Annotated in this window: 21 protein-coding genes and 1 tRNA gene; 10 read left to right on the top strand and 12 right to left on the bottom strand. The window is 66.3% G+C overall.

Features of this window, described 5'->3' with window-relative positions; translation table 11 throughout:
- Positions 1–21 precede the first annotated feature (21 nt).
- The 7 genes from prfA to argS form a co-directional block, all read right to left on the bottom strand.
- Positions 22–1,095 carry a peptide chain release factor 1 gene (gene prfA / locus NFU08_RS17395; RefSeq protein ID WP_174179130.1) on the bottom strand — a complete coding sequence of 358 codons (1,074 nt, stop codon included), beginning with the start codon at positions 1,093–1,095 and terminating at the stop codon, positions 22–24.
- A 223-nt stretch (positions 1,096–1,318) separates the two neighbouring features.
- Entirely contained in the window at positions 1,319–3,496 is a 2,178-nt protein-coding gene (gene rho, locus NFU08_RS17400; protein WP_251424904.1) for a transcription termination factor Rho, read from the bottom strand.
- A 296-nt stretch (positions 3,497–3,792) separates the two neighbouring features.
- Positions 3,793–4,767, bottom strand: a complete 975-nt coding sequence (gene thrB / locus NFU08_RS17405) for a homoserine kinase (protein ID WP_251424906.1) — start codon at positions 4,765–4,767, stop codon at positions 3,793–3,795.
- A 2-nt stretch (positions 4,768–4,769) separates the two neighbouring features.
- The gene (thrC, locus tag NFU08_RS17410) at positions 4,770–5,876 is read right to left on the bottom strand and encodes a threonine synthase (RefSeq protein WP_174179124.1); all 1,107 of its coding nucleotides are present in this window, start codon (positions 5,874–5,876) and stop codon (positions 4,770–4,772) included.
- Entirely contained in the window at positions 5,877–7,205 is a 1,329-nt protein-coding gene (locus tag NFU08_RS17415) for a homoserine dehydrogenase (RefSeq protein WP_174179122.1), read from the bottom strand.
- The gene (gene lysA, locus NFU08_RS17420; protein WP_251424908.1) at positions 7,206–8,687 is read right to left on the bottom strand and encodes a diaminopimelate decarboxylase; all 1,482 of its coding nucleotides are present in this window, start codon (positions 8,685–8,687) and stop codon (positions 7,206–7,208) included.
- A 5-nt stretch (positions 8,688–8,692) separates the two neighbouring features.
- Positions 8,693–10,357 carry an arginine--tRNA ligase gene (argS, locus tag NFU08_RS17425; RefSeq protein ID WP_251424910.1) on the bottom strand — a complete coding sequence of 555 codons (1,665 nt, stop codon included), beginning with the start codon at positions 10,355–10,357 and terminating at the stop codon, positions 8,693–8,695.
- Between the two features lie 180 nt (positions 10,358–10,537).
- Between argS and NFU08_RS17430 the strand changes: the two genes are divergently transcribed.
- From NFU08_RS17430 to NFU08_RS17460, 7 genes are all read left to right on the top strand, one after another.
- The gene (locus NFU08_RS17430) at positions 10,538–11,011 is read left to right on the top strand and encodes an FMN-binding protein (protein ID WP_251424912.1); all 474 of its coding nucleotides are present in this window, start codon (positions 10,538–10,540) and stop codon (positions 11,009–11,011) included.
- A gap of 3 nt (positions 11,012–11,014) precedes the next feature.
- Positions 11,015–11,887 (top strand): FAD:protein FMN transferase, encoded by an 873-nt coding sequence (locus tag NFU08_RS17435; protein WP_251424914.1) that lies wholly within the window; start codon positions 11,015–11,017, stop codon positions 11,885–11,887.
- The gene (locus NFU08_RS17440) at positions 11,884–13,428 is read left to right on the top strand and encodes a ferredoxin--NADP reductase (protein ID WP_251424916.1); all 1,545 of its coding nucleotides are present in this window, start codon (positions 11,884–11,886) and stop codon (positions 13,426–13,428) included. The genes NFU08_RS17435 and NFU08_RS17440 overlap by 4 nt, the downstream gene beginning before the upstream one ends.
- Positions 13,429–13,543: 115 nt before the next feature.
- Positions 13,544–13,619, top strand: a tRNA-Arg gene (locus tag NFU08_RS17445).
- A gap of 335 nt (positions 13,620–13,954) precedes the next feature.
- Positions 13,955–14,683, top strand: coding sequence for a hypothetical protein (locus NFU08_RS17450; protein ID WP_251424919.1), 729 nt, complete (start codon positions 13,955–13,957; stop codon positions 14,681–14,683).
- Between the two features lie 123 nt (positions 14,684–14,806).
- Positions 14,807–15,859, top strand: coding sequence for a M4 family metallopeptidase (locus tag NFU08_RS17455; RefSeq protein ID WP_251424921.1), 1,053 nt, complete (start codon positions 14,807–14,809; stop codon positions 15,857–15,859).
- A gap of 61 nt (positions 15,860–15,920) precedes the next feature.
- Positions 15,921–16,253: a protealysin inhibitor emfourin gene (locus NFU08_RS17460; RefSeq protein WP_174179101.1), complete on the top strand. Its 333-nt coding sequence runs from the start codon at positions 15,921–15,923 to the stop codon at positions 16,251–16,253.
- 57 nt (positions 16,254–16,310) lie between these two features.
- On the opposite strand, the gene NFU08_RS17465 is transcribed toward NFU08_RS17460, so the two are convergent.
- Positions 16,311–17,279: a GlxA family transcriptional regulator gene (locus tag NFU08_RS17465; RefSeq protein WP_251424923.1), complete on the bottom strand. Its 969-nt coding sequence runs from the start codon at positions 17,277–17,279 to the stop codon at positions 16,311–16,313.
- A gap of 81 nt (positions 17,280–17,360) precedes the next feature.
- Between NFU08_RS17465 and NFU08_RS17470 the strand changes: the two genes are divergently transcribed.
- Positions 17,361–17,528 carry a hypothetical protein gene (locus NFU08_RS17470; RefSeq protein ID WP_174179097.1) on the top strand — a complete coding sequence of 56 codons (168 nt, stop codon included), beginning with the start codon at positions 17,361–17,363 and terminating at the stop codon, positions 17,526–17,528.
- A gap of 91 nt (positions 17,529–17,619) precedes the next feature.
- Positions 17,620–21,597, top strand: coding sequence for an ATP-dependent RNA helicase HrpA (hrpA, locus tag NFU08_RS17475; protein ID WP_251424925.1), 3,978 nt, complete (start codon positions 17,620–17,622; stop codon positions 21,595–21,597).
- A 57-nt stretch (positions 21,598–21,654) separates the two neighbouring features.
- Here the strand turns inward: hrpA and NFU08_RS17480 are convergent, their stop codons facing one another.
- The 3 genes from NFU08_RS17480 to NFU08_RS17490 are packed head-to-tail and all read right to left on the bottom strand — an operon-like array spanning position 21,655 to position 24,130.
- Positions 21,655–22,080: an HIT family protein gene (locus NFU08_RS17480; protein WP_251424927.1), complete on the bottom strand. Its 426-nt coding sequence runs from the start codon at positions 22,078–22,080 to the stop codon at positions 21,655–21,657.
- Complete coding sequence (locus NFU08_RS17485) at positions 22,077–23,237, bottom strand: NAD(P)-dependent alcohol dehydrogenase (protein ID WP_251424929.1); 1,161 nt, start codon at positions 23,235–23,237, stop codon at positions 22,077–22,079. Before NFU08_RS17485 ends, NFU08_RS17480 begins: the two co-directional genes overlap by 4 nt.
- Positions 23,234–24,130 carry a sulfurtransferase gene (locus NFU08_RS17490; RefSeq protein WP_251424930.1) on the bottom strand — a complete coding sequence of 299 codons (897 nt, stop codon included), beginning with the start codon at positions 24,128–24,130 and terminating at the stop codon, positions 23,234–23,236. The genes NFU08_RS17485 and NFU08_RS17490 overlap by 4 nt, the downstream gene beginning before the upstream one ends.
- 76 nt (positions 24,131–24,206) lie before the next feature.
- On the opposite strand from NFU08_RS17490, the gene NFU08_RS17495 reads away from it, so the two are divergent.
- Positions 24,207–25,310 (top strand): PLP-dependent cysteine synthase family protein, encoded by a 1,104-nt coding sequence (locus tag NFU08_RS17495; protein WP_251424932.1) that lies wholly within the window; start codon positions 24,207–24,209, stop codon positions 25,308–25,310.
- Here NFU08_RS17495 and NFU08_RS17500 read toward each other — a convergent pair.
- Positions 25,307–25,963, bottom strand: a complete 657-nt coding sequence (locus tag NFU08_RS17500) for an MBL fold metallo-hydrolase (RefSeq protein WP_174179085.1) — start codon at positions 25,961–25,963, stop codon at positions 25,307–25,309. The two genes, NFU08_RS17495 and NFU08_RS17500, sit on opposite strands and share 4 nt — an antisense overlap.
- Between the last annotated feature and the right edge of the window lie 74 nt (positions 25,964–26,037).

A 26,037-nucleotide genomic window follows, 5' to 3' on the forward strand; every position in this document is an offset into this window, starting at 1 on the left:
GTCTGGAAGGTACCGAAGGGACTAGTCGCCGATGGCGTCCAGGCGTGCCTGTTCGTCCATCTCGATGGCGGACTGGATGACCGGCTCCAGGTCGCCGTTCATGACCTGGTCCAGGTTGTATGCCTTGTACCCGGTACGGTGGTCCGCGATGCGGTTTTCCGGGTAGTTGTAGGTGCGGATGCGCTCCGAACGGTCCATGGTGCGGATCTGGGATTTCCGCTGTGCCGAGTTTTCGGCGTCGATCTGCTCCTGCTGGTGCGCCAGGATGCGTGCCCGGAGCACACGCATACCCGCTTCACGGTTCTGCAGCTGGGATTTTTCGTTCTGCATGGCCACCACGATGCCCGTGGGAAGGTGGGTGATGCGCACGGCGGAATCAGTGGTGTTCACGGACTGGCCGCCGGGGCCGGAGGACCGGTAGACGTCGATCTTGAGGTCGTTCTGGTTGATCTCAAGCTCTTCGGGCTCATCCACTTCGGGCAGGACCAGGACGCCGGCAGCCGAGGTGTGGATGCGGCCCTGGGATTCGGTGACGGGAACGCGCTGCACCCGGTGCACGCCGCCCTCGAACTTGAGGCGGGCATACACGCCCTCGGCAGGATCGTTCGAGCTGCCCTTGACGGCAACCTGGACGTCCTTGTAGCCGCCAAGGTCGGATTCCGTGGCGGAGATGATCTCGGTCTTCCAGCCGCGGGACTCCGCGTAGCGCGTGTACATGCGCAGCAGGTCGCCGGCGAACAGTGCGGCTTCGTCGCCGCCTTCGCCGCCCTTGACCTCAAGGATCACGTTGCGGGCGTCGTCGGGATCGCGCGGGATGAGGAGGCGGCGCAGTTTCGCGGCAGCCACCTCAAGGGCAGCTTCCAGCTCAGGCACCTCAGCGGCAAACTCGGGGTCTTCGGACGCCATCTCCTTGGCAGCAGCAAGGTCATCCCGGAGGCCTTCCCACTTGTGGTAGGCCTCAACAATGCCATTGAGCTGAGCCGAACGGCGCCCCAGTTTCCGGGCAAGCCGCTGGTCGGCATAGACAGCAGGATCCCCCAGCTGCGCCTGGATAGCATCATGCTCATCAAGCAGGCCCTGTACGGACTCAAACATTTAAAACCTCTTTCGACTCTTACAAGTCTAGTAACAAACAGACACGGGCCACGGCTGGCGACCTAACGACGAAGCCGCGCGGGTTTTCCGCCCCGGGAGTGGCATCGGGCCTGCCGAAGCGTGGTGGCCAAGTCCGTCAGGACATGGCCACCACGCGAAGGGGCGGGGGCGGAAAACCTGCGTGGCGAACCACGCGAGTCAACCGCACCCGCCCCTGGTACAGCTATTTGTCGTTATCCGACTTCGCACCAAGCGTCGTCTTCTGGACCTGCATGAGGAACTCAACGTTGCTCTGGGTTTCCCGGATCTTGTTGGTCAGCAGCTCAAGGCTCTGCTGGGTCTCGAGTCCGGAAAGGACGCGGCGCAGCTTCCACATGATCTTGACTTCCTCGGGCGAGAGCAGGTTCTCCTCGCGGCGGGTGCCGGACGCGTTGACGTCCACGGCCGGGAAGATGCGCTTGTCAGCCAGCTGGCGGGACAGGCGGAGCTCCATGTTGCCGGTGCCCTTGAACTCCTCGAAGATGACCTCGTCCATCTTGGAACCGGTCTCCACGAGCGCGGTGGCCAGGATGGTGAGCGAGCCGCCGTTTTCGATGTTGCGGGCTGCACCGAAGAAGCGCTTGGGCGGGTACAGCGCCGCGGAATCCACACCACCGGACAGGATGCGGCCGGAGGCCGGTGCTGCCAGGTTGTAGGCGCGGCCCAGGCGGGTCATGGAGTCCAGGAGGACCACCACGTCCATGCCCATCTCCACGAGGCGCTTGGCGCGTTCGATGGAAAGTTCGGCCACGGTGGTGTGGTCGTCTGCGGGACGGTCGAAGGTGGAGGCAATGACCTCGCCCTTGACGGTGCGCTGCATGTCCGTGACTTCTTCGGGACGTTCGTCAACCAGCACCATCATGAGGTGGACCTCAGGGTTGTTGGTGGTGATCGCGTTGGCGATGGACTGCAGGATGAGCGTCTTGCCGGCTTTCGGGGGCGAGACGATCAGGCCGCGCTGGCCCTTGCCGATGGGGGCAACCAGGTCGATGACACGGGGACCGATCTTTTTGGGATCGGTTTCCAGCCGCAGGCGCTCTGACGGGTAGAGCGGAACCAGCTTGGCGAATTCGACGCGGTCCTTGAGCTCTTCGGCGGTCTTGCCGTTCACCGAGGTGACGCGGACCAGCGCGTTGAACTTCTGGCGGGCGGACTGCTGGCTGCGGTCCTCGCCTTCGCGGGGTGCGCGGATTGCACCGACGACGGCGTCGCCCTTGCGCAGGTTGTACTTCTTGACCTGTGCCAGGGAGACGTAAACGTCGTTGGGGCCCGGCAGGTAGCCGGAGGTGCGGATGAACGCGTAGTTTTCCAGGACGTCGAGGATGCCCGCCACGGGCAGCAGGACGTCGTCCTCGGTAACCTCGACGTCGTCGACGTCGGGTCCCTGGGAACGGCCGCGGCGGCGGTCGTTGCGGTCACGGAAGCGGTCGTTGCGGGAGGTGTTGTCCCGGTCCTGGCCGCCGGAGCGGTCATTGCGGTCGTTCCGGTCCCGGCGGTTGCGCCGGTTGCGGCGGCTTCCGCCGTCTGAATCATCGCTGTCGCGGGTGTTGTCGCGGTTGTCGTCCCGGCGGGCACCTTCGCGCTGGCCTGCCTCGCGGCTGCCGGCGTTGTCGCGGCCGCCTTCGGTATTCTCGCGGGCAGCGTTGTCGCGTCCGGCGTTGTCACGGCCGCGGGTGCGGCCGCCTTCGCGGCGGTCGGCGCGCTGGCCTGAGTCGCCGGCCTCCGCGGGAGCTTCGGTGCGCTGTTCCGGGGTGCGCTGTTCTGAGGTCCGCTGTTCGACGTCGGCCTGTTCAGCGGGTGCTTCGGCGGCATCGGCAGCCTGCGGCGCAGCGGCGGCTTCGCCGCGGCGGCGGTTGCGGGTGCGCGGCTGGCGGCGTTCGCCAGCGCTTTCGGGCGCTTCGGTGGCCTCGGCGGCAGGTGCCTCAACCGGAGCGGCGGTGCTGGTGTCGGCGGTGGCAGGCTCGGTGGTTGCCGGTGCCACAACCCCGTCGCTGACGGCGCGACGGCTGCGTCCGCGGCCACGTGCCCGGGTTCCTTCCGCGGGAGCTTCCGTTGCTTCAGCGGCGGCCGGGGAGGTCACTGCGGTGGCAACTGCCGGCGCCGCCGTGGTGTCCACGGACTTTTCGGTTGCCCTGGCGGGAGCCTTGGTCATGGGGGTACCGGCGCGGTGGGCGGAGATAGCCGAAACCAGGTCCCCCTTGCGCATCCGGGAACCGCCTGAAATGCCGAGCTGGCTGGCAAGTGCCTGCAGCTGGGCGAGCTTGAGGCCGGCAAGGCCGCTGCTCTTGGCGGGAGCTGCCGGTGATTCGGCAGCAGAAGATGATAGTTCCACAGCTGGCGACAGCTCAGTGGTTTCGGTCACGAAGGATCCTTCCCCCTCGACGGCGTCCAGACTGGGAGCTGGACGCGATGATTTGATCTGGGCTGCAGTTCAGATCTGCAGCCGGATTGTTCGGCCTTGCCGGTTGGATTTCGGCCAGCAGGGCCGGATACTGATTCACCTTGCGCTCCACCCATGGCGGGACGCCGGACTGACGCTTCAGGGGCAGTTTGAATGCTGCAGATTCCTGCGACAGACCCAGGAGGCGGCACCGGAATGGATTGCGCAGTAAGAGACCAGGCGGCAACTAAGTGCAATAGCAGATCAGATAGGCGGAATTACCGCCGGTGCAACTCCACCTTAGCACCTTCGACGTCCACTGCCAGCTTCAGTACGCGCCAGGCAATATCCGGCGTGTTGGCTGCCGTGAACTGCCTGATGAAAGCCACGGCAGCGGCGGCTTCGGCCTCTCCGTTGGCAAGGACCAGCACCGTGGGCCCGGCCCCGGAGACGACGGCGGCGTGCCCTGCGGTGCGCAGTGCACTGATGAGGGCTGCGCTGGGCCGCATTGCCTCGGCACGGTAGCTCTGGTGCAGGTAGTCCTCGGTGCCGGCCAGCAGGAATTCCGGCTTGTGCGTCAGCGCGTGGATCAGCAGGGCTGCGCGTCCGGCGTTCATGGCAGCGGCGTGGTGGCCCACTGATGCGGGCAGCAGGGCACGCGCTGCTTCCGTGGACAGTTCGTAATCCGGAACCGCCACAACCGGGATCACCGAATCCGCCACCGTGGCGCTGGTGCTGCTGTACTGGTCACTGTCCTGCCAGGATAGCGCCAGTCCGCCGAAAATGGCGGGAGCGACGTTGTCAGGGTGGCCTTCGATTTCACTGGTCAGCTGCAGGATCCAGTCCCGGCCCCGGCGGTCCGCCTCGGGAACCATGGCGTTGGCCGCCGAGACCGCGGCCACCACCGCGGAGGCGGAGGATCCCAGGCCGCGCCCGTGGGGGTTGACGTTGTCAGCGGTCACCTTCAGGCCGCCATGGCGGAAGCCCAGCCGTTCGAACGCCACCTCCATGGCCCTGATCACCAGGTGGCTCGCATCCCGGGGCAGGGTTTCCGAACCCTCGCCGCGAAGCTCGAAGAGGAGTTCGTCCGTTTCCAGGCTCTCCACCGTCAGGGTGTCGTGCAGGGCCAGGGCCAGGCCCAGGCTGTCATAGCCCGGGCCCAGGTTGGCCGTGGTTGCCGGCACCCGAACGGTGACGATCTGGCCGGCCTCGATGGGTTGCAGTCCGACGGCGGCCGGCGAGGTGGTTTCCAAGGCTATTTTTCTTCCAGTCCCAGTTCAGCGGCAACGGTGACCACGTCGTTGGGTACCTTGACCGGCTGCACGTCGCTGCCGTCCTCGGTGCGCAGGGCCCACTGGGGGTCCTTGAGCCCGTGGCCCGTGACGGTGATGACGATGGTTTTGCCGGAAGGGACTTCCCCGGCGGCGTGCTTCTTCAGGAGCCCTGCCACGCCGGCGGCCGATCCCGGCTCGACGAAGACGCCTTCGCGGGCGGACAGCCAGCGGTGCGCGCTGAGGATTTCCTCATCGGTGACGGAGTCGATCAGTCCGCCGGATTCGTCGCGGGCGCCGATGGCACCGTCCCAGGAGGCGGGGTTGCCAATCCGGATGGCCGTGGCGATGGTGTCGGGCTCGGTGATGGGGTGGCCGGCGACGAAGGGCGCCGCACCTGCCGCCTGGAAGCCCCACATCGCGGGCGTCCTGGTGGAGACGGCGGGAAGGGTGCCCGCGGTTTCGGACTCGAACGGAGCGGAGTACTCCTTGTAGCCCTTCCAGTACGCGGTGATGTTTCCGGCGTTGCCCACCGGCAGGACGTGGATGTCCGGGGCGTCGCCCAGCGCGTCGACGATTTCGAAGGCACCGGTCTTCTGTCCCTGGATGCGTGCAGGGTTCACCGAGTTCACCAGGAACACCGGGTAGGACTCCCCCAGCTTCCGGGCGATGTCCAGGCAATTGTCAAAGTTGCCGTCCACCTGGAGGAGCGTGGCGCCGTGGGCGATCGCCTGGCTGAGCTTGCCCATGGAGATCTTGCCTTCGGGCACCAGGACCGCGCACGTGAGGCCGGCGGCGGTGGCATAGGCAGCTGCGGAGGCGGAGGTGTTTCCCGTGGAGGCGCAGACTACCGCTTGCGCGCCGGAGGCCACGGCGGCTGTCATAGCCATGGTCATGCCGCGGTCCTTGAAGGACCCGGTGGGGTTCATGCCCTCCACCTTGAGGTAGACCTCGGAGCCGGTGAGCTCAGAGAGCTTCCGGGCATGCACCAGCGGGGTCCCGCCTTCGCCCAGGGTGATCACCCTGGTGGATTCCGTCACGGGCAGACGGTCAGCGTATTCGCGGATGACCCCGCGCCATTGGTGAGCCACTTAGACTCCTTCTACCCGCAGAACGGATGTAACTGAATTGATGACGTCCAGGCCTTTCACGGCCTCGACGGTGGCCGCAAGGGCAGCCTCTGACGCACGGTGGGTGACGATCCGCAACTCGGCGGATTCCACGTTGGACTCCGCGTCGCGGTGGATGGTCTGCCGCATGATCTCGATGGACACGCCGTGCTCGGCGAAGAGCTGGGCAATCCTGGCCAGGACGCCGGGCTGGTCGGCGACGTCCAGGCCGATGTAGTAGCTGGTGACGGCCGCGTCGATCGGCAGGGCCGAAACCTGGCCGGTGGTGGTTTCCGTGCGGCCGGGGCCGCCGAGGACCAGGCTGCGCGCGGCCGAGACAAGGTCGCCCAGGACAGCGGACGCCGTGGGTGTACCGCCGGCTCCCTGCCCGTAGAACATCAGTTCGCCGGCGTTCTCGGCTTCGATGAACACCGCGTTGAAGGCGCCGTGGACGGCGGCCAGCGGGTGTTCACGGGGAAGCAGCGTGGGGTGCACGCGCACGGAGACGCCCTCGCCGCCGTCCGCGTCCGTGCCTGCGGCGGGAAGCTTTTCCGCGATGGCCAGCAGCTTGATGACAAAGCCGGCGTCCTTGGCCGCGGCAATATCCGCCGCGGTGACCGAGGTGATTCCTTCGCAGTGGACGTTTTCCAGGGCAAACCGGGTGTGGAAGGACAGCGAGGCAAGGATGGCGGCCTTCGCGGCGGCATCGTGGCCTTCGACGTCGGCAGTGGGGTCCGCTTCTGCGTAGCCAAGGCGCTGCGCTTCGGCGAGGGCATCGGCGAACTGGGCTCCGGTGGTGTCCATCTGGTCAAGGATGAAATTGGTGGTGCCGTTGACGATGCCCAGGACGCGCGTGATGCGGTCGCCGGCGAGGCTGTCGCGGATGGGCCGCAGGATGGGGATGGCACCGGCGACGGCGGCCTCATAGGAGAGCTGGACGCCCGCCTTGTCAGCTTCCTCGTGCAGGGTGGGGCCGTCCTGCGCCACGAGCGCCTTGTTCCCCGTGACAACGCAGGCACCGTTGCGGAGGGCCGAAAGGATCAGCGTACGGGCAGGCTCGATGCCGCCCATCAGCTCGATCACCAGGTCCGCGTCCTTCACCAGGGTGTCGGCGTCGGTGGTGAAGAGGTCCTGCGGGAGGTCCACGTCGCGTTTGGCGTGGACGTCCCGCACGGCGATGCCGCTCAACTGCAGCTTCGCGCCCGCGCGGGCGGCAAGGGTGTCGGCGTCCTCGATGAGAATCCGCGCAACCTGGGCCCCAACGTTGCCACAGCCCAGCAGGGCCACTTTCAGGGTTCGCAATTCGGTCATTCAGACTCCCATGTCGCGGTTCAGCAGATCTTCCTCGGTTTCCCCGCGGACAATCAGCCGGGCAGATCCGTCGCGCACCGCGACAACGCCCGGCCGGGCCAGATAGTTGTAGTTACTCGACAGGGCCCAGCAGTAGGCGCCGGTACCCGGTACAGCAAGCAGATCACCGGCTGCCACGTCCTCGGGCAGATATACATCTCTAACAACTATGTCGCCGCTCTCGCAATGTTTGCCCACCACGCGGGACAGCTGCGGGCCGGCGGCGGAGGTGCGGGACGCCAGGATTGCCGAGTAATCCGCGTCGTACAGCACCGGGCGGGCGTTGTCGCTCATGCCGCCGTCCACTGAAACATAGCGGCGCGGATGCGTAACGTTGTTGTCTGCGTCACCATTGTTCGACGCAGTCGCATCCACGCGCACTGTCTTGAGGGTTCCCACTTCATACAGGGTGAAGGTGGTGCTGCCCACAATGGCGCGGCCGGGTTCGATGGAGATGCGGGGAGAGTCGATCCCCAGTTCAGCGCAGGTGGAACGCACGACGACGGCCATCGCCTCCGCAATTTCCGCTGCGGGGCGGGGGGTGTCCACCGGCGTGTAGGCAATGCCGTATCCGCCGCCAAGATCCAGTTCGGGCAGGACGATGGAGTACTTTTCCTGCATGGCGGCAAGGAAACGGAGGAGCTTCTGGGCGGCCAGGGCAAAACCGTCCGGCTCGAAGATCTGGGAACCGATGTGGCAGTGCAGCCCCAGCAGGTCGATGCCCGGATGCGCCGACGCAGCCGCGACGGCTTCCTCGGCAGCCGACAGGCCGGCGTGTTCGGTGGTGTCCGCAGCCATGGAAAGGCCGAACTTCTGGTCCTCATGGGCAGTGGCGATGAACTCGTGGGTGTGGGCGTGCACGCCGGGTGTCAGCCGCAGCATGACTTTTGCCTTTTCCCCCCGGCGTTCGGCGATGTCGCCCACCCTGACCAGCTCGCCGAGGCTGTCCACCACAATCCTGCCGAGCTTCATGTCCAGCGCACGGTGGATCTCAAGGTCGGACTTGTTGTTGCCGTGCAGGGCAACGTCTGCTCCGGGAATACCGGCCTTTGCCGCAACCGCGAGCTCACCGCCGGAGGCGGTGTCCAGCCGCAGGCCCTCCTCTTCGACCCAGCGCACCACGGCGGTGCACAGGAACGATTTCCCGGCGTAGTAGACGTCCACTCCCCCGCAGATGTCGGCAAACGCGTTGTTGAAGGCATCGCTGAAGGCGCGTGCCCTTGCGCGGAAATCGTTCTCGCTCATGACGTACAGCGGAGTCCCGTACTGCCGCTGAAGCTCGCTGACCGGAATACCGCCCACGGTGAGTTCGCCGGCATCGTTCCGGGCTGCGTCCTGTGCCCACATCTTGGGCTCCAGGGCATTGAGGTCGGCTGGGACCGATAGCCAATCCGGTGCCAGCGGGGAACCCTGGCGCCGGGAATCTTCGCGCTGCGGTGACATGTGACTCACATCCGTTCCGGGGCGGAGACGCCCAGCAGATCGAGGCCGTTGGCCAGGACCTGGCTGGTGGCGTCGTTGAGCCACAGGCGGGTGCGGTTGACGTCGGTCACCGCTTCATCGCCCATCGGCGCAATTCGGCAGGCGTCGTACCAGCGGTGGTAGGCCCCGGCAATCACTTCGAGGTGCCGGGCCACCCGGTGCGGCTCGCGCAGCTCGGCGGCCTTGGCCACGATCGAGGGGTAGCTGCCCAGGTACGAGAGCAGTTCGTTCTCCGTAGCGTGGTCCAGCAGTGAGGCGTCAAAGGAGTCCTGGCCATCCACCTGGCGTTCCACACCGGCCGCCACGGCGTTACGGGCGGCGCCGCGGGAGCGGGCATGGGCGTACTGGACGTAGAACACCGGGTTTTCGTTGCTGTGCTTCTTCAGCAGCTCCGGGTCGAGGGTCAACGGCGAATCCGCAGGGAACCGGGCCAGGGAGTAGCGGACAGCGTCCTTCCCGAGCCAGTCAATCAGGTCCTTAAGCTCGATGATGTTCCCGGCACGCTTGGACAACTTGGCTCCGTTGACGGACACGAGCTGTCCGATCAGCACCTCGATATGGAGGTCGGGATCGTCGCCGGCGCAGGCCGCAATGGCCTTGAGCCGGTTGATGTAGCCGTGGTGGTCCGCGCCCAGCAGATAGATCTTCTCGGTGAAGCCCCTGTCCTTCTTGGACAGGTAGTAGGCGGCGTCCGCGGCGAAGTAGGTGGGTTCGCCGTTCGCGCGGATCATCACCCGGTCCTTGTCGTCGCCAAAGTCCGTGGTCCGCAGCCAGACCGCACCGCCGTCGTCGAACACGTGGCCCTGCTCGCGCAGCCGCGCCACGGCACTTTCGATTGCGCCGGCGTCGTGCAGTTCCTGCTCGGAGAAGAAGACGTCGAACTCCACGCCGAAGTCCGCAAGGGTGGACTTGATGTCCTTCATCTGCGCCTTGTAGGCAGCGGCGCGGATGACGGGAAGGGCAGCAACCTCCGTGAGCTCGCGGATGTCCGGGTGCTCGGTGAGCACCTCGTGGCCAAGGTCGGCGATGTACTGTCCGGGGTAGCCGCCGTCGGGCACGGGAAGACCGTGGAGCCGGTTGTAGACGGAGTGGGCAAAGACGTTCATCTGCGTGCCGGCGTCGTTGATGTAGTACTCAGCGGTGACGTCGGCGCCGGAGGCGCGCAGGACGCGGGCGATCGAATCCCCCAGGGCCGCCCAGCGGGTGTGCCCGATGTGCAGGGGCCCGGTGGGATTGGCAGAGACGAACTCCATGTTCACGGTGTGGCCGGCGAGCGCCGTGTTGGTGCCGTACTGCTTTCCGGCTTCGACAATCGCCTTGGCGAGCGCACCGGCGGCAGCGGCATCCACCGTGATGTTCAGGAACCCCGGCCCGGCGATGTCCACGGCGGACACGCCGTCGATGGACTTCAGCCGTGCACTGAGGATCGTGGCGAATTCCCGTGGGTTGGTGCCCGCCTGCTTGGCCAGCTGAAGGGCGATATTGGTGGCCCAGTCTCCGTGGTCCCTGCTCTTTGGACGCTCCACGCGCACCTCATCAGGCACAGCTGATGCAGGAAGGGCGATGTCGCCGGCGGCGACGGCTTCCTTCAGGCAGGCGGATATGGCGAGGGAGAGTTCTTCGGGAGTCACCCCTCTAGCCTACCGGGGGCCCAGTAACAGCAAGTAATTCGGGGCGTTTCTGATGCCACGGTGTTTACAGGAAACGGTGAATGCGGTCACAGGTTGAACCAATACGCTGGGTTCTGCGTTGACAACACCGTAACCACCCAGCAGTTCCCGCCCCGATCCACCGACGAAACGAGAGCCCTGATGAGACCCTCCGTCCGTAAAAGTGTTTATGCCGGAATCGCCAGCCTGTCCCTGGCAGGAACGGTGGCCGCGTGCGCCCCGTCTGCCGGAGACTCCTCCCCGGCTCCCGCAGCCTCCGGCACCAGCGCCACCGGAAGCACGTCCTCATCCGGCGCATCAACGCCGGCCGCTGGCGGATCCAGCTACAAGGACGGCACTTACAGCGCGGATGGAACGTACGTCTCCCCGAACGGCACCGAAACTGTGGGCGTGGAGCTGACCCTGGCGTCCGGGACCGTCACGGACGTGCAGATCACCCAGCACCCGTCCAACCCGAACACCCGCAAGTTCCAGGGCGAGTTCGCCGGCGGGATCGCCGGGCAGGTGGTGGGCAGGAACATAGATGAGCTCAACGTTTCCAAGGTTGCCGGTTCGTCCCTCACCAGCGGCGGCTTCAACCAGGCAGTGGAGCAGATCAAGTCGGAGGCCAGGTAGGACGTGCCGGGCGGCGGCTGGGAGGACTTTGCGTTTGAGGGCATTGGCACGCACTGGGAGATATCCTCGCCGCGGCCCCTTGATCCCCTCCTGCGGGCCCGCCTGCTCGGCCTGGTGGAGCGGTTCGACGCCGACTGGTCCCGGTTCCGGGTGGACTCCCGCGTCAGTGCCATGGCCAGGGAACCCGGACGGCATGACTTTCCCGCGGAGGCCGTCGCGTTGGGGCAGCTGTACCGGGCTCTGTATGAGGCCACCGGCGGGGCCATGACGCCGCTCATCGGCCCAAGCCTGGAGCGCCTGGGGTACGGCGCCGGCTACTCCCTTCGCCCCTCCGGCTCCGCGCTGCCGGCGCCGGCCTGGGACGATGTGCTGGAGTGGGCCGGCAGCACCCTCACCACCGCGGCTCCCGTTGTGCTGGACATCGGCGCTGCCGGCAAGGGGCTGCTGGTGGACCTGGTGGCTGCCGAACTGGAGGCGGATGGCGTGGACACGTTCATCGTTGATGCCAGCGGGGACCTGCTGGTGAAGGGCCCGGATGCCGTTCCGGTGGCGCTGGAACATCCGTACAACGCAACCCAGGCCATAGGGGTGGTGCAGCTGGCGGGCCGGGCGCTGTGCGCGTCTGCGGCCAACCGGCGCGCCTGGGGTGACGGCCTGCACCACATCCTGGACGGAAAAACCGGCCGGCCTGTCAGGACTGCCGTGGCGACGTGGGCGCTGGCCGACACCGCGATGCTGGCTGATGCCCTGGCAACGGCACTCTTCTTTGTCCCCGGCGCCGGGCTCCAGGAGGCCTTCGACTTCTCCTGGCTGACTGTCTTCTCGGACGGAAGTGCTGCCCACTCCGCAGAGTTTGAAGGGACACTGTTCACATGAGCCCTGTTGAAACTCCGAAGGCACCGCCGGGTTCCTCCCTGGGCGCCCGGCTGGACACCGCGCTGGGCCGGTTCACCATGTACCGGCTGGTCCTCCTTGTCCTTGCAGTCCTGGCTGTGTACAGCCTTGTGCTTGATGCCCTTGGGTGGCTGACGTTCGGTATTCCCGAAATGCTGGCGCACCTGGTGCTGTGCCTTGGCCTGACGTACGCGTCGAACAGGGCGCTGGCGCCGCTGTTCCGGGTCCGGCCGCACTCCGAGTCCTCGCTGATCACCGGCCTGCTGCTGTACTTCCTGTTCTGGCCCTCGTTCGCCCCGCTGGACGTGGCAGGCGTGGCTTTGGCCTGCGTGCTCGCGTCGGCATCAAAGTACGCGCTCGCCTGGCGCGGCCGGCACATCTTCAACGCCGCCGCGGCGGGAGCCTTCGTGGCCGGGCTCACCGGGCTCAACATCGCAACCTGGTGGGCAGCCACCCCTGCCATGCTGTGGGCGCTGGCGCCCGGTGTCCTCCTGGTCCTGTACAGGACCAGGAAGTTCCTGATGGCCTCCGTGTTCCTTGTGGTGGCCACCGCCATCATCACCTCGGAGCTGCTGCAGGCCGGCATGTCCGCCGGCATGGCATTGTGGCAATCCCTTGCCCAGCGGCCGCTGCTGTTCTTTGTTGGCTTCATGCTCACCGAACCTCTCACGCTGCCGCCCAGGAGGTGGCAACAGCTGGCGCTGGCTGCTGTGGTCGGCGTGGTGTTCGCGGTCCCCTACAACTTCGGATTCATCGCCAATTCTCCCGAGGCAGCGCTGCTGCTGGGCAATGCGATCGCGTTCCTGATGGGGCAGCGGGGCAGGGTGACGCTCCGTTTTACCGGAACCAGGCCTTTGACGCCGAGCACCACCGAGTTCAGTTTCGAGCCGTCCCGGCCTGTCCGTTTTGTGCCGGGACAATACATGGAGCTGGACCTTCCGCACGCAAAATCGGACGGGAAAGGACGACGCCGAATGTTCAGCCTGACGGGTTCGCCCAGTGAAAGCCTGGTCAAGTTCGGGGTGCGGACCGCGGAGCCCCTGTCCGCAGCCAAAAAGGTCCTCCTGTCGCTGAACCCGGGAGACGAGGTGACGGCCACGTCGGTCGGAGGGGACTTTGTCCTCCCCCGCGATCCGCGCAAGCCTGTCCTGCTGATTGCGGCCGGGATCGGCGTCACGCCCTACCTCTCGCACGTGTCCTCCGGAGGGTTGCGGGAGCGGGATGCAGTGCTGCTTTTGCTGGCCAGGAGCGCAGACGAGGTTGCCTATGCGGATGAGTTGCGGGCTGCCGGCATCCGCGTCCTGGTCCGCGTGGCGGACGGTTCCGTGCCGCCTTCGGGATTGGCCAGCGCTTCCTGGGATGGCACGCGGGTGGACGGCGAGGCCATCCGTGCCCTGGTCCCCGACGTGGCCGGCCGGGAGGTGTACGTCTCGGGTTCCCCTGCGAGCGTCGCGTCACTGCGGCGGGCCGCCAAACGGGCCGGGGCGGCAAAAGTCCACGTTGACTCGTTCTCCGGCTACTGACTTCTTACCGTTCGGAGGTTCCTGGGGCAGTGAGGCAGCACCGATTTTCCCTTGCGGGCCACCTTACTGCTAAGCTCTAGGACGTCCCGCCGGCAACGGCAGGAAACCCCGGATTGCCCTCGTAGCTCAGGGGATAGAGCGTCTGCCTCCGGAGCAGAAGGTCGTAGGTTCGAATCCTATCGAGGGCACCAACGAGAGCCACCAGAAATCACGGATTTCTGGTGGCTCTCTGCGTTTTGGCGGGTGCTGCATCCAGTTGGCACCCCAGGCCCGGAACCCTTTGCTTGGGAACTATTGGCCCGGGCCGTGAATTAAACCTTTCAGCAGTGCCCCCCTACCCATACACCGGAGCGCTGGCACCCAACGAAAGGCGCATCATCGTAGGCCGAAACGCCGTGACCAGTACCAAAGCTTCCGGGCCGGGCCTGCCCCCGGGGCTGGCCACTCCCACCGCCGATATCCCGTTGCGGCATGCCTGTGTGGTTCCATGCTGAACCGCGACAGGACTCAAGGAGGCCGCCGCGGCGTGCTTCGGCTGCTCCCGGGCTTTCTCGTTGTTGTGCTGCTCGCGTCAGCGCTGGCGCTCCTCGCACCCGGCCTGCTCAGCGGTTTGCGCGGTGCCGGCGGCTCGCTGGGGTGGAACCCGGAGTGCGTTGTCGAGACCCCCGACGGGAAGGTAGGGATCAGCCGCGAGGAGGCGCAACGGGCCACAACAGCCGTCGCACTCCTTGCCCGCGGCCTGGAGCCACCGGACACCTCCGGCATCGACGCGGCGGCATTGCAGCAGCTGGCCGCCGGGCCACCCGGAGACGCCGGCCCTTCCCTGGGCTGCCGGGGTTCGGCCGCCGCCGGCCTGGAGGAACAGCAGCCGGGCGACACCGGGCTGACACCCCGCGCCGAACAGATGCGCGGGGCCATGACCGAGGTGTTTGGCACCCAAAGCCTGGGCGGGTTCGCCCCGGGCGGCGTTGGCCAGGGACATGGAGCTGAATCCACGCACTACGACGGCCGCGCTGTTGATGTCTTCTTCCGCCCGGTGACCGAGGAAAACCGGCGTGCAGGGTGGATACTGGCCCACTGGCTGGTCGCCCACGCCGACGGACTGGACATCCAGTACGTCATTTTCGACGACCGCTTCTGGAGCGTGCACAGCTCCCGGGGGCTGTGGCAGGAGTACCGCGCCCCCGAGCCCCGCAACGAGATCCTGCGCCATCTCGACCACGTCCATGTGGATGTGCTCGCCGGAGGGTCCTGACCACGGCAGGGAACGGGACGGAACCAGTCTGGATTCCTACCACAGACCAGGTGCGGCGTGAGCCTGCCAAGGATTGTCGGTGGCTCCTCGTAGTCTGAATCCACCAAGTCGAGGGGGTACGCCATGCACGGTCCGTTCTGTTCCATCGTCCCGCCCTACATGCTGAGGAGGCTGGCCAAACAGGGTGCGCCGGAGTTTTCGTCGGCGGCCAGGGCAGCCAGGGAAGCATTAGGCCATGTCGAGTCGTTTCGTTCAGCGCGGTCCCAGCCCGCACCGGACATTCCGGCAGGCGTCCGCCAGGCCAAGCCCGGGCCACCACACCGGACCGTCTTCGACGCAAACAGCGCGGAGATCCTCCCTGGCACGCTGGTGCGCAAGGAAGGCGAGGCACCCGTGGGCGACCCCGCGGCCGACGAAGCCTATGACGGGCTTGGCCACACACACCGGCTCTACGCCGACGTGTTCGGACGCAACTCCATCGACGGACGGGGGCTCCCCCTGAACGCCACGGTCCACTTCGGCCAGCTTTATGACAACGCCTTTTGGGACGGGAAACAGATGGTTTTCGGCGACGGGGACGGTGAGGTCTTTGAACGGTTTACCAAATCGCTGAGCGTCATCGGGCACGAACTCGCCCACGGCGTTACGCAGTATTCAGCTGCGCTCGTGTACCGGAACCAGGCCGGTGCCCTCAACGAATCAATGTCCGATGTCTTCGGCGCGCTGGTGGAACAGTACGTCAACAACCAGTCCGCTGCTGAGGCCAGCTGGCTTATCGGCGAGGGCATCTTCACTCCTGACGTGGAGGGCCGCGCCCTGCGCTCCCTGAAGGCCCCCGGGACGGCGTACGACGACGACGTGCTGGGTAAGGACCCCCAGCCGGACTCCATGGACACTTACGTGAGGACCAGCGCGGACAACGGTGGCGTCCACATCAATTCCGGCATCCCCAACCGTGCCTTCTACCTGGTAGCGGAGTCCCTTGATGGAAACGCCTGGGACTCCCCCGGGCGTATTTGGTACGAGGCGCTCACCGGCGGATCGCTTCCGCCGGCTGCCACCTTCAGGGTTTTCGCCCGCGCCACGGCTGCGTCTGCCGTGGAACTCTTCGGTTCCGGGTCCCCCGAGCATGACGCCGTACAGCTGGCGTGGGAAACTGTGAAGGTCAAGCTTTAACGGACGCCCGGCCGGCGCTTTTCGGCCGTCCGGGCTGTAGGGGAAGCCCAAGGACCAGGCCATGAAGATCAGTGTTGAGCGCACCGGAGGAATCGCCGCCATACCAAGAGTGTGGACGGTGGAAGCCCGTTCCGAGACCGCTATCAACCAGTGGCAGCCCATTGTTGAAGCGTGCCCGTGGGATTCGGTGCCCAGGACACCACGGGCCGCTGCGGAGAAGTTCGCCGGGCAGCAGCCGGACCGGTTCATTTACGCCATTCGGGCGGGGCAGCACCGGGCTGCACTTCCGGAGCAGGCCGTCACCGGGCCATGGCGGGTCCTGGTGGACAGCACCCGGGAGGCGGCTGAGGCATCGCGCGCCGAGGGGCGGCAGGACGGGGCGTCCGCCGGCTGAGTGGTCCGGGAATACCGGGGTGCGGCCGGAGTCCGTTCCGTTCGTGCCAGGCAGGAGCTACCCCACCCCGGCAAGCTGGCCGCGGAAGGCCCGGCGGTATGACTGCGGACTGGTGTCCAGGACCTTGGCGAAGTGGTGGCGCAACAGGACAGGGTGCCCGAAGCCGGACTCCCTGGCGATCTCGTCGATGTTGAGGTCAGTGGATTCAAGGAGCTCCTGGGCACGGAGTACGCGCTGCGAGTTGAGCCAGGCTGCGGGGGTGGCTCCAGTCTCCGACCTGAACCGACGTGCAAAGGTCCTCGGCGACATGTGGACCCGTGCCGCCAGTTCATTCACGGTGTGCTCGTGCTCCAGGTTTTCCACCATCCAGCGCAGCAGTTTTTCCATGGGGGCTGAACCGCAGGCGGGCATGGGCCGGTCGATGAACTGCGCCTGGCCGCCATCGCGGTGCGGAGGAACCACCATGTCCCTGGCGATCGCGGCAGCCACGTGCGCGCCCAGTTCCACCCGCACCAGGTGGAGGCAGGCATCGATTCCCGCGGCGGTGCCTGCGGAGGAGATGATGTTGCCGTCCTGGACATACAGCACGTTTTCGTCAACCCGGACGAGCGGGTATTCGGCGGCCAGCTGGCCGGAATAGTGCCAGTGGGTGGTGCAGCGGCGCCCGTCGAGCAAGCCGGCCCGGGCCAGGGCAAACGCCCCGGAGCAGATAGACATGACCCAGGCACCCCTGGCATCCGCAGCACGGAGCGCCTCCAGAACCGGTTCGGGCAGTTCCTCGTCCCGGCCGTAGGGGGCCATGATGACCAGGTCCGCATCCTCCGTGGCCTCGAGTCCCAGGCCCACGTTCATGGACAGCCCCGACTTCAACGGCACGGTTCCCGGGCAGGGGGTGCACACCCGGAAATCGAAAGCCGGAACCCCGCTGCCCCGGGCCGATCTGTCAATGCCGAAGACCTCGCACGCCGTACCGAATTCGAACATCGAGAAGTTGGGAACAACGATGACCGCGACTGATGTGAGCATGCTTCCATTGTGGCAGGAATTTTAGCTTTTTGGGCATTTCTGCCACTTTTTTTGGGTTGCTGACAGGAGAAGCATGGAGGCATGGAAATCCTCATAACCGCCCTCCTCATCGTCATCCTCGTCGTTCTCGCCGCCACTGTGTCAGCGCTTCTGCGTGACGGAAGGGGACATACGCCTCCAGTGGAATCCCACGAAGCGTGGTCAGCCCTGGACCTTCCCAGCATCAACTACACGCTCCGCGTTTTCTAAGCCGGCAACACACCCTTCCGGCCAGGAAGGGAAGCAACTGCAGACAGTCGAAACGGGATGCCCGGGCTCCCGCAGTAGACTGTCAGCAGACATGACACTTCACATCGCCTATCCCGCTGAGCTGCCGGTCTCCGAACGGCGCGAAGACCTGATGGCCGCCATCGCAGCAAACCAGGTCACCATCATTGCCGGTGAGACCGGCTCCGGTAAGACAACCCAGATTCCCAAGATGTGCCTTGAGCTTGGGCTGGGCGAGAATGGCCTGATCGGCCATACGCAGCCCCGCCGGCTGGCCGCGCGCACCGTGGCTGAGCGCATCGCCGAGGAACTGGGCGTGGACATCGGCCAGGAAGTGGGCTTCCAGGTCCGCTTCACCGGGGAAGTCAGCCGCGCCACGAAGGTCAAGCTGATGACGGACGGCATCCTGCTGGCGGAAATCCAGCGGGACAAGCTGCTCCGCAAGTACAACGCCATCATCATCGATGAGGCCCACGAGCGCAGCCTGAACATCGACTTCATCCTGGGCTACTTGAAGCGGATCCTGCCGCAGCGTCCGGACCTCAAGGTGATCATCACCTCCGCCACCATCGACCCCCAACGGTTTGCCAGCCATTTCGGCACAGCCGACCAACCCGCCCCCATCGTCGAGGTCTCCGGGCGGACCTACCCCGTGGAGATCCGCTACCGCCCGCTGTCGCAGCCGCCCGGTGGAGCTGGTCCCGATGATGAGGATGGTTCCGACGACGAACTCGAGGAAGACCGCGACCCCCTCGACGCCGTGTGCGACGCCGTCGACGAACTCGCCGCCGAAGCACCCGGCGACATCCTGGTCTTCTTTTCCGGCGAACGCGAGATCCGGGATGCGGCCGACGCACTGCAGGCCCGCATCCAGTCCAACCGCCGGCTGGCCGGAACGGAAGTCCTTCCGCTCTTCGCCCGGCTGAGCCTGCAGGAACAGCACAAGGTGTTCCACCCGGGAAACAAGCGGCGGATCGTGCTGGCCACCAACGTGGCGGAAACCTCACTCACCGTGCCGGGCATCAAGTACGTGATCGACACCGGAACCGCCCGCATCTCCAGGTACTCGCACCGCACCAAGGTCCAGCGCCTGCCCATTGAGCGGGTCTCACAGGCGTCCGCCAACCAGCGTTCGGGGCGGTGCGGCCGCGTCTCGGACGGCATCGCCATCCGCCTTTACTCCGAGGAAGACTTCGAGTCCCGGCCCCTCTACACGGATCCGGAGATCCTGCGGACCAACCTCGCCGCCGTCATCCTGCAGATGACCGCCATGGGAGTGGCCCGCGGCCCCAAGGATGTCGAAAACTTCCCGTTCGTGGAACCACCTGAAACGCGGGCAATCAACGACGGCGTCACGCTACTCCGCGAACTCGGCGCCCTCGCGGCCGCCCGGCCGCAGAACGGCACGGACGGAACGAAAAGCGGCGGCGGGCTCACCGCCGTCGGACAGAAGCTTGCCCAACTGCCAGTGGACCCACGGCTGGGCCGGATGATCGTGGAGGCGGGAAAACGCGGCTGTGTCCGCGAGGTGATGATCCTGGCAGCTGCCCTCACCATCCAGGACCCGCGCGAGCGTCCAACAGACAAGCAGCAACTCGCGGCGGAAAAGCACAACCGGTTCAAGGACGAGAACTCGGACTTCACCGGCTTCCTCAACCTCTGGAACTACATCCAAGAGAAGCAGCAGGAGCTGTCGTCGTCGGCCTTCCGCCGGATGTGCCGGGCCGAGTTCATCAATTACCTCCGGGTCCGGGAGTGGCAGGACCTGTTTGCCCAGCTGCGGCAACTGGCCCGGCCCCTGGGCATCAGCCTCGACAACAAGCGGCTTGCCGATCCGGTGGGCAACCACGAGGGCATCCACATCAGCCTTCTTTCCGGGCTCCTGAGCCACATCGGCATCCTTGACGAACGCAAGCGCGAGTATGCGGGTGCCCGGGGCAGCCGGTTCGCCATCTTCCCCGGCTCGGCCCTCTTCAAGAAGTCGCCCACGTTCGTGATGGCAGCGGAGCTGGTGGAGACCAACCGCCTCTGGGCGAGGGTGGCTGCGAGGTTCGATCCTGTGTGGGCCGAACAGGTGGCGCCGGACCTGGTGAAGCGCAGCTACAGCGAACCGCACTGGTCCACCCGGCAGGGTGCGGTGATGGCCTACGAGAAGGTCACCCTTTACGGCGTGCCCATCATCGCCCAACGCAGGATCAACTACGGCAGGGTTGACCCCGTCGTCGCACGGGAACTCTTCATCCGCCATGCTTTGGTGGAAGGCGACTGGAAAACCCACCACAAGTTCTTCCACCGCAACCGGGCGCTCCTGCATGAGGTGGAGGAGCTGGAGGCCAGGATGCGCCGCCGGGACCTCCTGGTGGATGACGAGACGCTGTTCGAGTTCTACGATGCGCGGATCGGACCTGACGTGGTGTCCGAGCGGCACTTCGACAAGTGGTGGAAGGATGCGCGGCAGAAGAACCCGGACCTCCTGGACTACGACAAATCCCTCCTCCTCAGCGACGACGCGGAGGACCTCGATGACTCCGCCTACCCCAAGACCTGGCTGCACAAGGGCTTCGAGCTTCCGCTAAGCTACGAGTTCCATCCGGTTGCTCCGGGGTCACCGCCCAATCCCTCCGACGGCGTTACCGCCGAAGTGCCGGTCCTGTTCCTCAACCAGCTGGACGACAAAGCCTTCCGCTGGCTGATCCCCGGGCAGCGCGTGGAACTGGTGACAGCCCTGATCAAGTCGCTGCCCAAGCAGATCCGGAAGAACTTCGTTCCTGCCCCGGACGTGGCGCGCCAGGCAGTGGCAGTGCTGGAAGCCGACTTTGATCCGGCGGCGGATGAACTGGAACCGTCCCTTGAGCTTGCCCTGCGGCGCATCCGCGGGCATATCGTCCCGCCTGGATCGTGGAACTGGGACGCCGTCCCGGCCCACCTGCGCGTGTCCTTCAAAGTGGTGGACAGCAGGGGCAAGGTCCTGGATGAGGGCAAAGACCTCGCAGCCTTGCAGGAGAAGCTGGCTCCGGCCACCCGGCGGGCCATTGCCGAATCCCTCGGCGCGACGCCTGCGTCCACGGCACCCGGCAACGGCAGGAAAGCGTCACAGGCATCCGGGAAAGCGCTCGACGGCGGCTCCCTCGGAGGACAGCAGCCGGCCACAGCGCCGCGAACCGCAGGCCCAACCGGTTTCAGGGAGCAGGACGGCCTGACGGAATGGAATTTCGGGACCCTTCAGCGGCAGGTGAGCAACTCCGTCAAGGGCCACACCGTCACGGGATACCCGGCGCTTGTGGACCAGGGTACGTCGGTGGCGCTCCGGGTCTTCCAGACGGCGGTAGAACAGTCGGAGGCGATGCGCGGGGGTGTCATCCGCCTGCTGGCCCTGCGTGTTCCGGCACCGGACCGCTACGTGCTGGAGCACCTGAGCAACACCGAGAAACTGACGTTCAGCCAGAACCCGCACGGCTCCGTCTCGGCCTTGATCGCCGATTGTGCGCTGGCGGCCATCGACAAGCTCACGCCCCAGGAACTGCCGTGGGACCGGGCGTCCTTTGACCGCCTGTATGAGGTGGTCCGGGCCGAACTGATCGACACGGTGTTCAGCGTGACGGCAGTGGTGGAGCGCATCCTTGCCAGCACCCGGCGGATCGAAAAGCAGCTGAAGGGAACCACCAGCCTGGCCCTCTTTTCCGCCCTCAATGATGTCAAGAGCCAACTGGAGCAGCTGGTGTATCCGGGCTTTGTGGCACGGACGGGCTACGCACAGCTCAGCCAGCTCCCCAGGTATCTTTCGGCCATCGAAAAGCGGTTGGAACGCCTGCCGGGGAACGTCCAGCGGGATGCCCTCAACATGGCCGTGGTGCAGCGGCTCGAGGACGACTACGACGACGCCGTGTCTGCCCTGCTTCCGGGACGCAAGGCCGGACCGGAATTAACCCAGGTGCGCTGGATGCTCGAAGAGCTCCGGGTGAGCCTGTTCGCCGTCGAGCTCGGGACAGCGTATTCGGTGTCCGAGAAGCGCATCCGTGCCGTGCTCAACAAGGCGTTGGCCCCGGCTTAGGAGTCCCTTCCCCTGCCGCGGCGCGGACCCGCCCCGGGGTCCGCGCCGGGCTGGAGGTCAGGCCGGAACGAACTCGCCGTGTCCGGCAGCCCGGAGGCCCTGGCGGAGTTTTTCCGCATTGGCGTCCAGGACGTCCGGGTCCGGGTTCTGGTCCGCGGTGGCGAAGTTGAACTCTGCCATGCTCCGGGAAGGCCAGACGTGCACGTGGAGGTGGTTGATCTCGTAGCCGGCCACAATAAGGCCTGCCCGCGCCGCGTCGAAGACCTCCACCTGCACCGCGCCGATCCGGCGGGCCACTTCCATGACTTTGGCCAAGGTCTCCGGGGATGCGTCGGTCCAGCGGTCCACTTCCTCGGTGGGGACCACCAGCGTGTGGCCGTCCGCGAGCGGCCCGGTGGTGAGGAAGGCAGCTACCTCCGGTTCCCGCCAGACAAAGCGGCCCGGGATTTCGCCGTTCAGGATCCTGGTGAACAGTGTGCTCATGCGTGTGCCTCCTTGGCGGGTGCCTGCAGCGTGCTGGTGTCCAGCACAAAACGGTACTTCACATCGCCTGCCACCATCCGGTTGTAGGCCTCGTTAAGCTGGTCGGCGCGGACCATCTCGATCTCCGCGGCCACTCCGTGCTCCGCGCAAAAATCCAGCATCTCCTGCGTTTCTGCAATGCCGCCGATGAGGGAGCCGGCGTAGGCGATCCGGCGCCGGATCAGTGCTCCCGGGTTGACGGGCGGCATCGGCTCCGAGGGGAGCCCCAGCTGGAAGAGTGCACCGTCAACGCGGAGTGTCCGGAAGTAGGGGTTGAGGTCGTGCGGAGCTGCCACGGTGTCGATAATGAGGTCGATGCTGCGGTTGGCGGCAGCCATCGCGTCCTCGTCCCGGGACAGGACAACCTCGTCCGCGCCGAGCTCAAGGGCGGCCGCAACCTTGGCCTCCGACGTCGTGAACACCACCACCCTCGCTCCCATGGCCTTGGCAAGCTTGACGGCCATATGGCCCAGGCCGCCCAGCCCCACCACGCCCACGACGTCGCCATCTTCGACCTCGAAGTGCCGCAGCGGGGAAAAGGTTGTCACCCCCGCGCAGAGCAGTGGCGCAGCGGCGGCAGGATCAAGCGCTTCCGGCACCCGGAGAACGTAGCGCCGGTCCACCACGATGGACGAGGCGTAGCCGCCCTGGGTGACGGCATCACCGTTCCGGCGGTCCACGGCTCCGTAGGTGCCGGTCATGCCGTTTTCGCAGTACTGTTCAAGGCCGTCCAGGCAGCTTTCGCAATGACGGCAGGAATCGACGATGCACCCCACACCTACCCGGTCACCCACGGCAAAGTCCACAACAGCGGAACCCACCCGGCTGACGGTGCCCACAATCTCGTGTCCGGGCACCAGCGGCCAGACCTTGCCGCCCCACTCGCCGCGGGTGGCGTGCACGTCCGAGTGGCACAGGCCGCAGAACTCGATGGCGATTTCGACGTCGTCCGCCCCGGGAGCGCGCCGGGCGAGCGTCAGCGGCACGAGTCCGCTGTCCGGTGACGTCGCGCCGTACGCGGCAGCGGGGCGGCCGTCGACAGCAGTTGCTTCAGGAGTGGCAGCTTCCGGGGCGACTGGTTTGGCAAGGGGCGGAGGTACGGGGCGTCCTGGAGTCATGATGCGACGCTACCCTTGCCCGGAGGCGTGGTGCCACCCGGCCCTCCGCTGCCGCGGCCCGGTTCAGCCCCGGTGGCCACGGGCAGGTCCGGGTTGTTGGACCACTCCGAGAACGAGCCCGGATAAAATGCAGCGGGGAATCCTGCGATTTCCAGGGCTGCGACTTCATGGGCGGCAGTAACTCCGGATCCGCAGTACACCGCCACCTGCACTCCGTCGCGGACGCCCATCGACTCGAAGCGGCGGCGCAGCGCGGCAGGGGCCAGGAACCGCCCGCTGCCGTCCACGTTTTCCGATGTCGGCGCACTGATGGCCCCGGGGATATGCCCGGCCCGCGGATCAATGGGCTCAAACTCGCCGCGGTACCTCTCCCCCGCCCGTGCGTCGAGCAGGAGGCCCGCGTCCGGCCAGGCGGCCGCTGCGGCGGCATCGATGGCCGGCATCTTCCCGTTTATCAGATGCACACCGCCGGGGTCCGGAACAACGGGCCCCGCTTCGAGCGGAAGCCCCGCGGCACGCCAGGCGGCCAGGCCGCCGTCGAGCAGGTATACCTCCGCCAGGCCGGCGTTGCGGAGCATCCACCACACCCGCGCCGCCGCCATGTTGCCGCTGTCATCGTAGGCCACCACGACGTCACGGTCGTTGATGCCCCAGCGCCGGGCGCCCGCTTCGAAATCTTCCGCCGCCGGCAGCGGATGGCGGCCCCGTTCGGGAACCGCTGGAGCAGCAAGTTCCGTCTGCAGGTCCACGAACACGGCACCCGGCAGGTGCTCCTGCAGGTAGTGGCGGTAGCCGTGGGGATCGCCCAGCGCCCAGCGCACATCCAGCAGTACCGTGCGCCGGTGATCCGCAAGGCGGGCCTTCAGACCGGCAACGTCCATCAGGGGGTTCACTGCACTCCTCCAGCGGTGGTTTGGCCAACGGATCCACTCTATCGGCAGCCCTTCCCGCCGCGGGTAGGCTGGTGCGGTGAAGATCGAGCGCAGCGCCAGCCGGTACACCGCGGACCGGGACTGGGCAGACCAGGCAATCCGCAAGATCCGAGCAGAAAACAACCGTTCCGTCGACACCCACCTCTACGCCGTCCCCCTTCCGGAGCACTGGGGCGTCCACCTCTACCTCAAGGACGAATCCACGCACCGCTCCGGCAGCCTCAAGCACCGGCTGGCCCGCTCACTTTTTCTCTTCGGGCTGGTGAACGGCTGGATCCGTGAGGACACCACCATCGTGGAGGCTTCCAGCGGCAGCACGGCTGTGTCCGAGGCGTATTTCGCGCAGCTCCTGGGCCTGCCCTTTGTTGCCGTGATGGCCCGCACCACCAGTCCCGAGAAGATCGCCCTGATCGAGCAGTTCGGCGGATCCTGCCTGCTGGTGGAGCACGCGTCCGAGGTGTACGCGGCCGCACAGGAGGTCGCAGAAACCTGCAACGGCCACTACATGGACCAGTTCACCTACGCCGAGCGGGCAACCGACTGGCGGGGAAACAACAACATTGCCGAATCCATCTTTGGCCAGCTCGCGCTGGAGGAACACCCTGTACCCGAGTGGATCGTGGTGGGAGCCGGCACTGGCGGAACCAGTGCCACCATCGGCAGGTACCTCCGCTACCACAGCTACTCGACACAACTGCTGGTGGTGGATCCGGAAAATTCGGCGTTCTACCCGGGCTGGCGGGGCACCTCCGGCGCGCCGGCAGGCCTGCCGTCCCGGATCGAGGGGATCGGGCGGCCGCGGATGGAACCCAGCTTCGTGCCGTCCGTGATCGACCGCATGGTGCAGGTTCCGGACGCCGCGTCAGTAGCTGCGATGCGCCACCTCCACGGCCTTGCGGGACTCCACGCTGGCCCCTCCACCGGGACCAACCTCTGGGGTGTGTGGCAGCTGGTGGCAGAAATGGTCGGCACGGGCCGCAAAGGCAGCATCGTTTCACTGATGTGCGACGGCGGTGAACGCTATGCGGGCAACTATTACAACCAGGAGTGGCTGGCCGCCCAGGGGCTGGACCCGGCGCCGTACGAAGCGGTCCTCCGGCGGTTCATGGACACAGGCACCTGGACAGGAGAGCTGGCCTAGACCTCCACAGACTCCCGGGCCGCCAGGTGGGTGTATTCGGTGCCGTACTTGGCACCGATCCGCTGGACATGGCCTTCCACAACCTTCAGGCCGTTCTCGTTGAGCAGTCCGTCGTGGATCTGGAATGCGCGCGGCGCCCTGACGCCGATCACGAAGTCCAGCACCTCGGCGGACTTGCTCCACGGTGCGTGGAGGGGAACCAGCAGCGTCTTGACGCTGATGCCGTCCGGGATCACAAAGGAGTCTCCCGGATGGTAGACATTGTCGTCAATCAGGTAGCCGATGTTGGCCACGATGGGGATCTGCGGGTGGATCAGGGCATGCTGGCCGCCGAAGCTGCGGATGGTGAAACCGGCCGCCTGGAAGGTGGAGCCCGGGTTCACGGCGTGAATGCGGGCGGCCTCGCCGGTGGCCTTGTCCTGCAGCTGTCCGGTAACACGCGCCGGGGCGAAGACTGCCAGTCCGGCGTTTGCGCGCAAAGCGTCCACCACGGCCGGAACATCAATGTGGTCGGCGTGCTCGTGCGTTACCAGGACCGCTTCCGCGGACTGCAGGGCCTCAGCCGATTCCGAAAAGTTGCCCGGATCCAGGACCAGGACCCTGCCGTCTTTTTCCAGCCGGACACAGGAATGCGTGTACTTCGTCAGCTTCATAGCGCCAGCCTAGGGTCCGCCCCGGGACCATGTCCACGAAGCTCCGGCTGGTAATCTGGATCTTTGCCACCATC

The sequence above is a fragment of the Pseudarthrobacter sp. NCCP-2145 genome, from assembly GCF_023708005.1.
Classification (GTDB): Bacteria; Actinomycetota; Actinomycetes; order Actinomycetales; family Micrococcaceae; genus Arthrobacter; species Arthrobacter oxydans.

Bases quoted from the DNA above. Each gene is read 5' to 3' on its own strand.
- NFU08_RS17460 (WP_174179101.1), top strand. From the start codon at position 15,921: ATGAAGATCAGTGTTGAGCGCACCGGAGGAATCGCCGCCATACCAAGA.
- prfA (WP_174179130.1), bottom strand. From the start codon at position 1,095: ATGTTTGAGTCCGTACAGGGCCTGCTTGATGAGCATGATGCTATCCAG.
- hrpA (WP_251424925.1), top strand. From the start codon at position 17,620: ATGACACTTCACATCGCCTATCCCGCTGAGCTGCCGGTCTCCGAACGG.
- NFU08_RS17440 (WP_251424916.1), top strand. From the start codon at position 11,884: ATGAGCCCTGTTGAAACTCCGAAGGCACCGCCGGGTTCCTCCCTGGGC.
- lysA (WP_251424908.1), bottom strand. From the start codon at position 8,687: ATGTCACCGCAGCGCGAAGATTCCCGGCGCCAGGGTTCCCCGCTGGCA.
- NFU08_RS17470 (WP_174179097.1), top strand. From the start codon at position 17,361: ATGGAAATCCTCATAACCGCCCTCCTCATCGTCATCCTCGTCGTTCTC.
- NFU08_RS17465 (WP_251424923.1), bottom strand. From the start codon at position 17,279: ATGCTCACATCAGTCGCGGTCATCGTTGTTCCCAACTTCTCGATGTTC.
- NFU08_RS17430 (WP_251424912.1), top strand. From the start codon at position 10,538: ATGAGACCCTCCGTCCGTAAAAGTGTTTATGCCGGAATCGCCAGCCTG.
- NFU08_RS17455 (WP_251424921.1), top strand. From the start codon at position 14,807: ATGCACGGTCCGTTCTGTTCCATCGTCCCGCCCTACATGCTGAGGAGG.
- NFU08_RS17485 (WP_251424929.1), bottom strand. From the start codon at position 23,237: ATGACTCCAGGACGCCCCGTACCTCCGCCCCTTGCCAAACCAGTCGCC.
- NFU08_RS17415 (WP_174179122.1), bottom strand. From the start codon at position 7,205: ATGACCGAATTGCGAACCCTGAAAGTGGCCCTGCTGGGCTGTGGCAAC.
- NFU08_RS17480 (WP_251424927.1), bottom strand. From the start codon at position 22,080: ATGAGCACACTGTTCACCAGGATCCTGAACGGCGAAATCCCGGGCCGC.
- NFU08_RS17500 (WP_174179085.1), bottom strand. From the start codon at position 25,963: ATGAAGCTGACGAAGTACACGCATTCCTGTGTCCGGCTGGAAAAAGAC.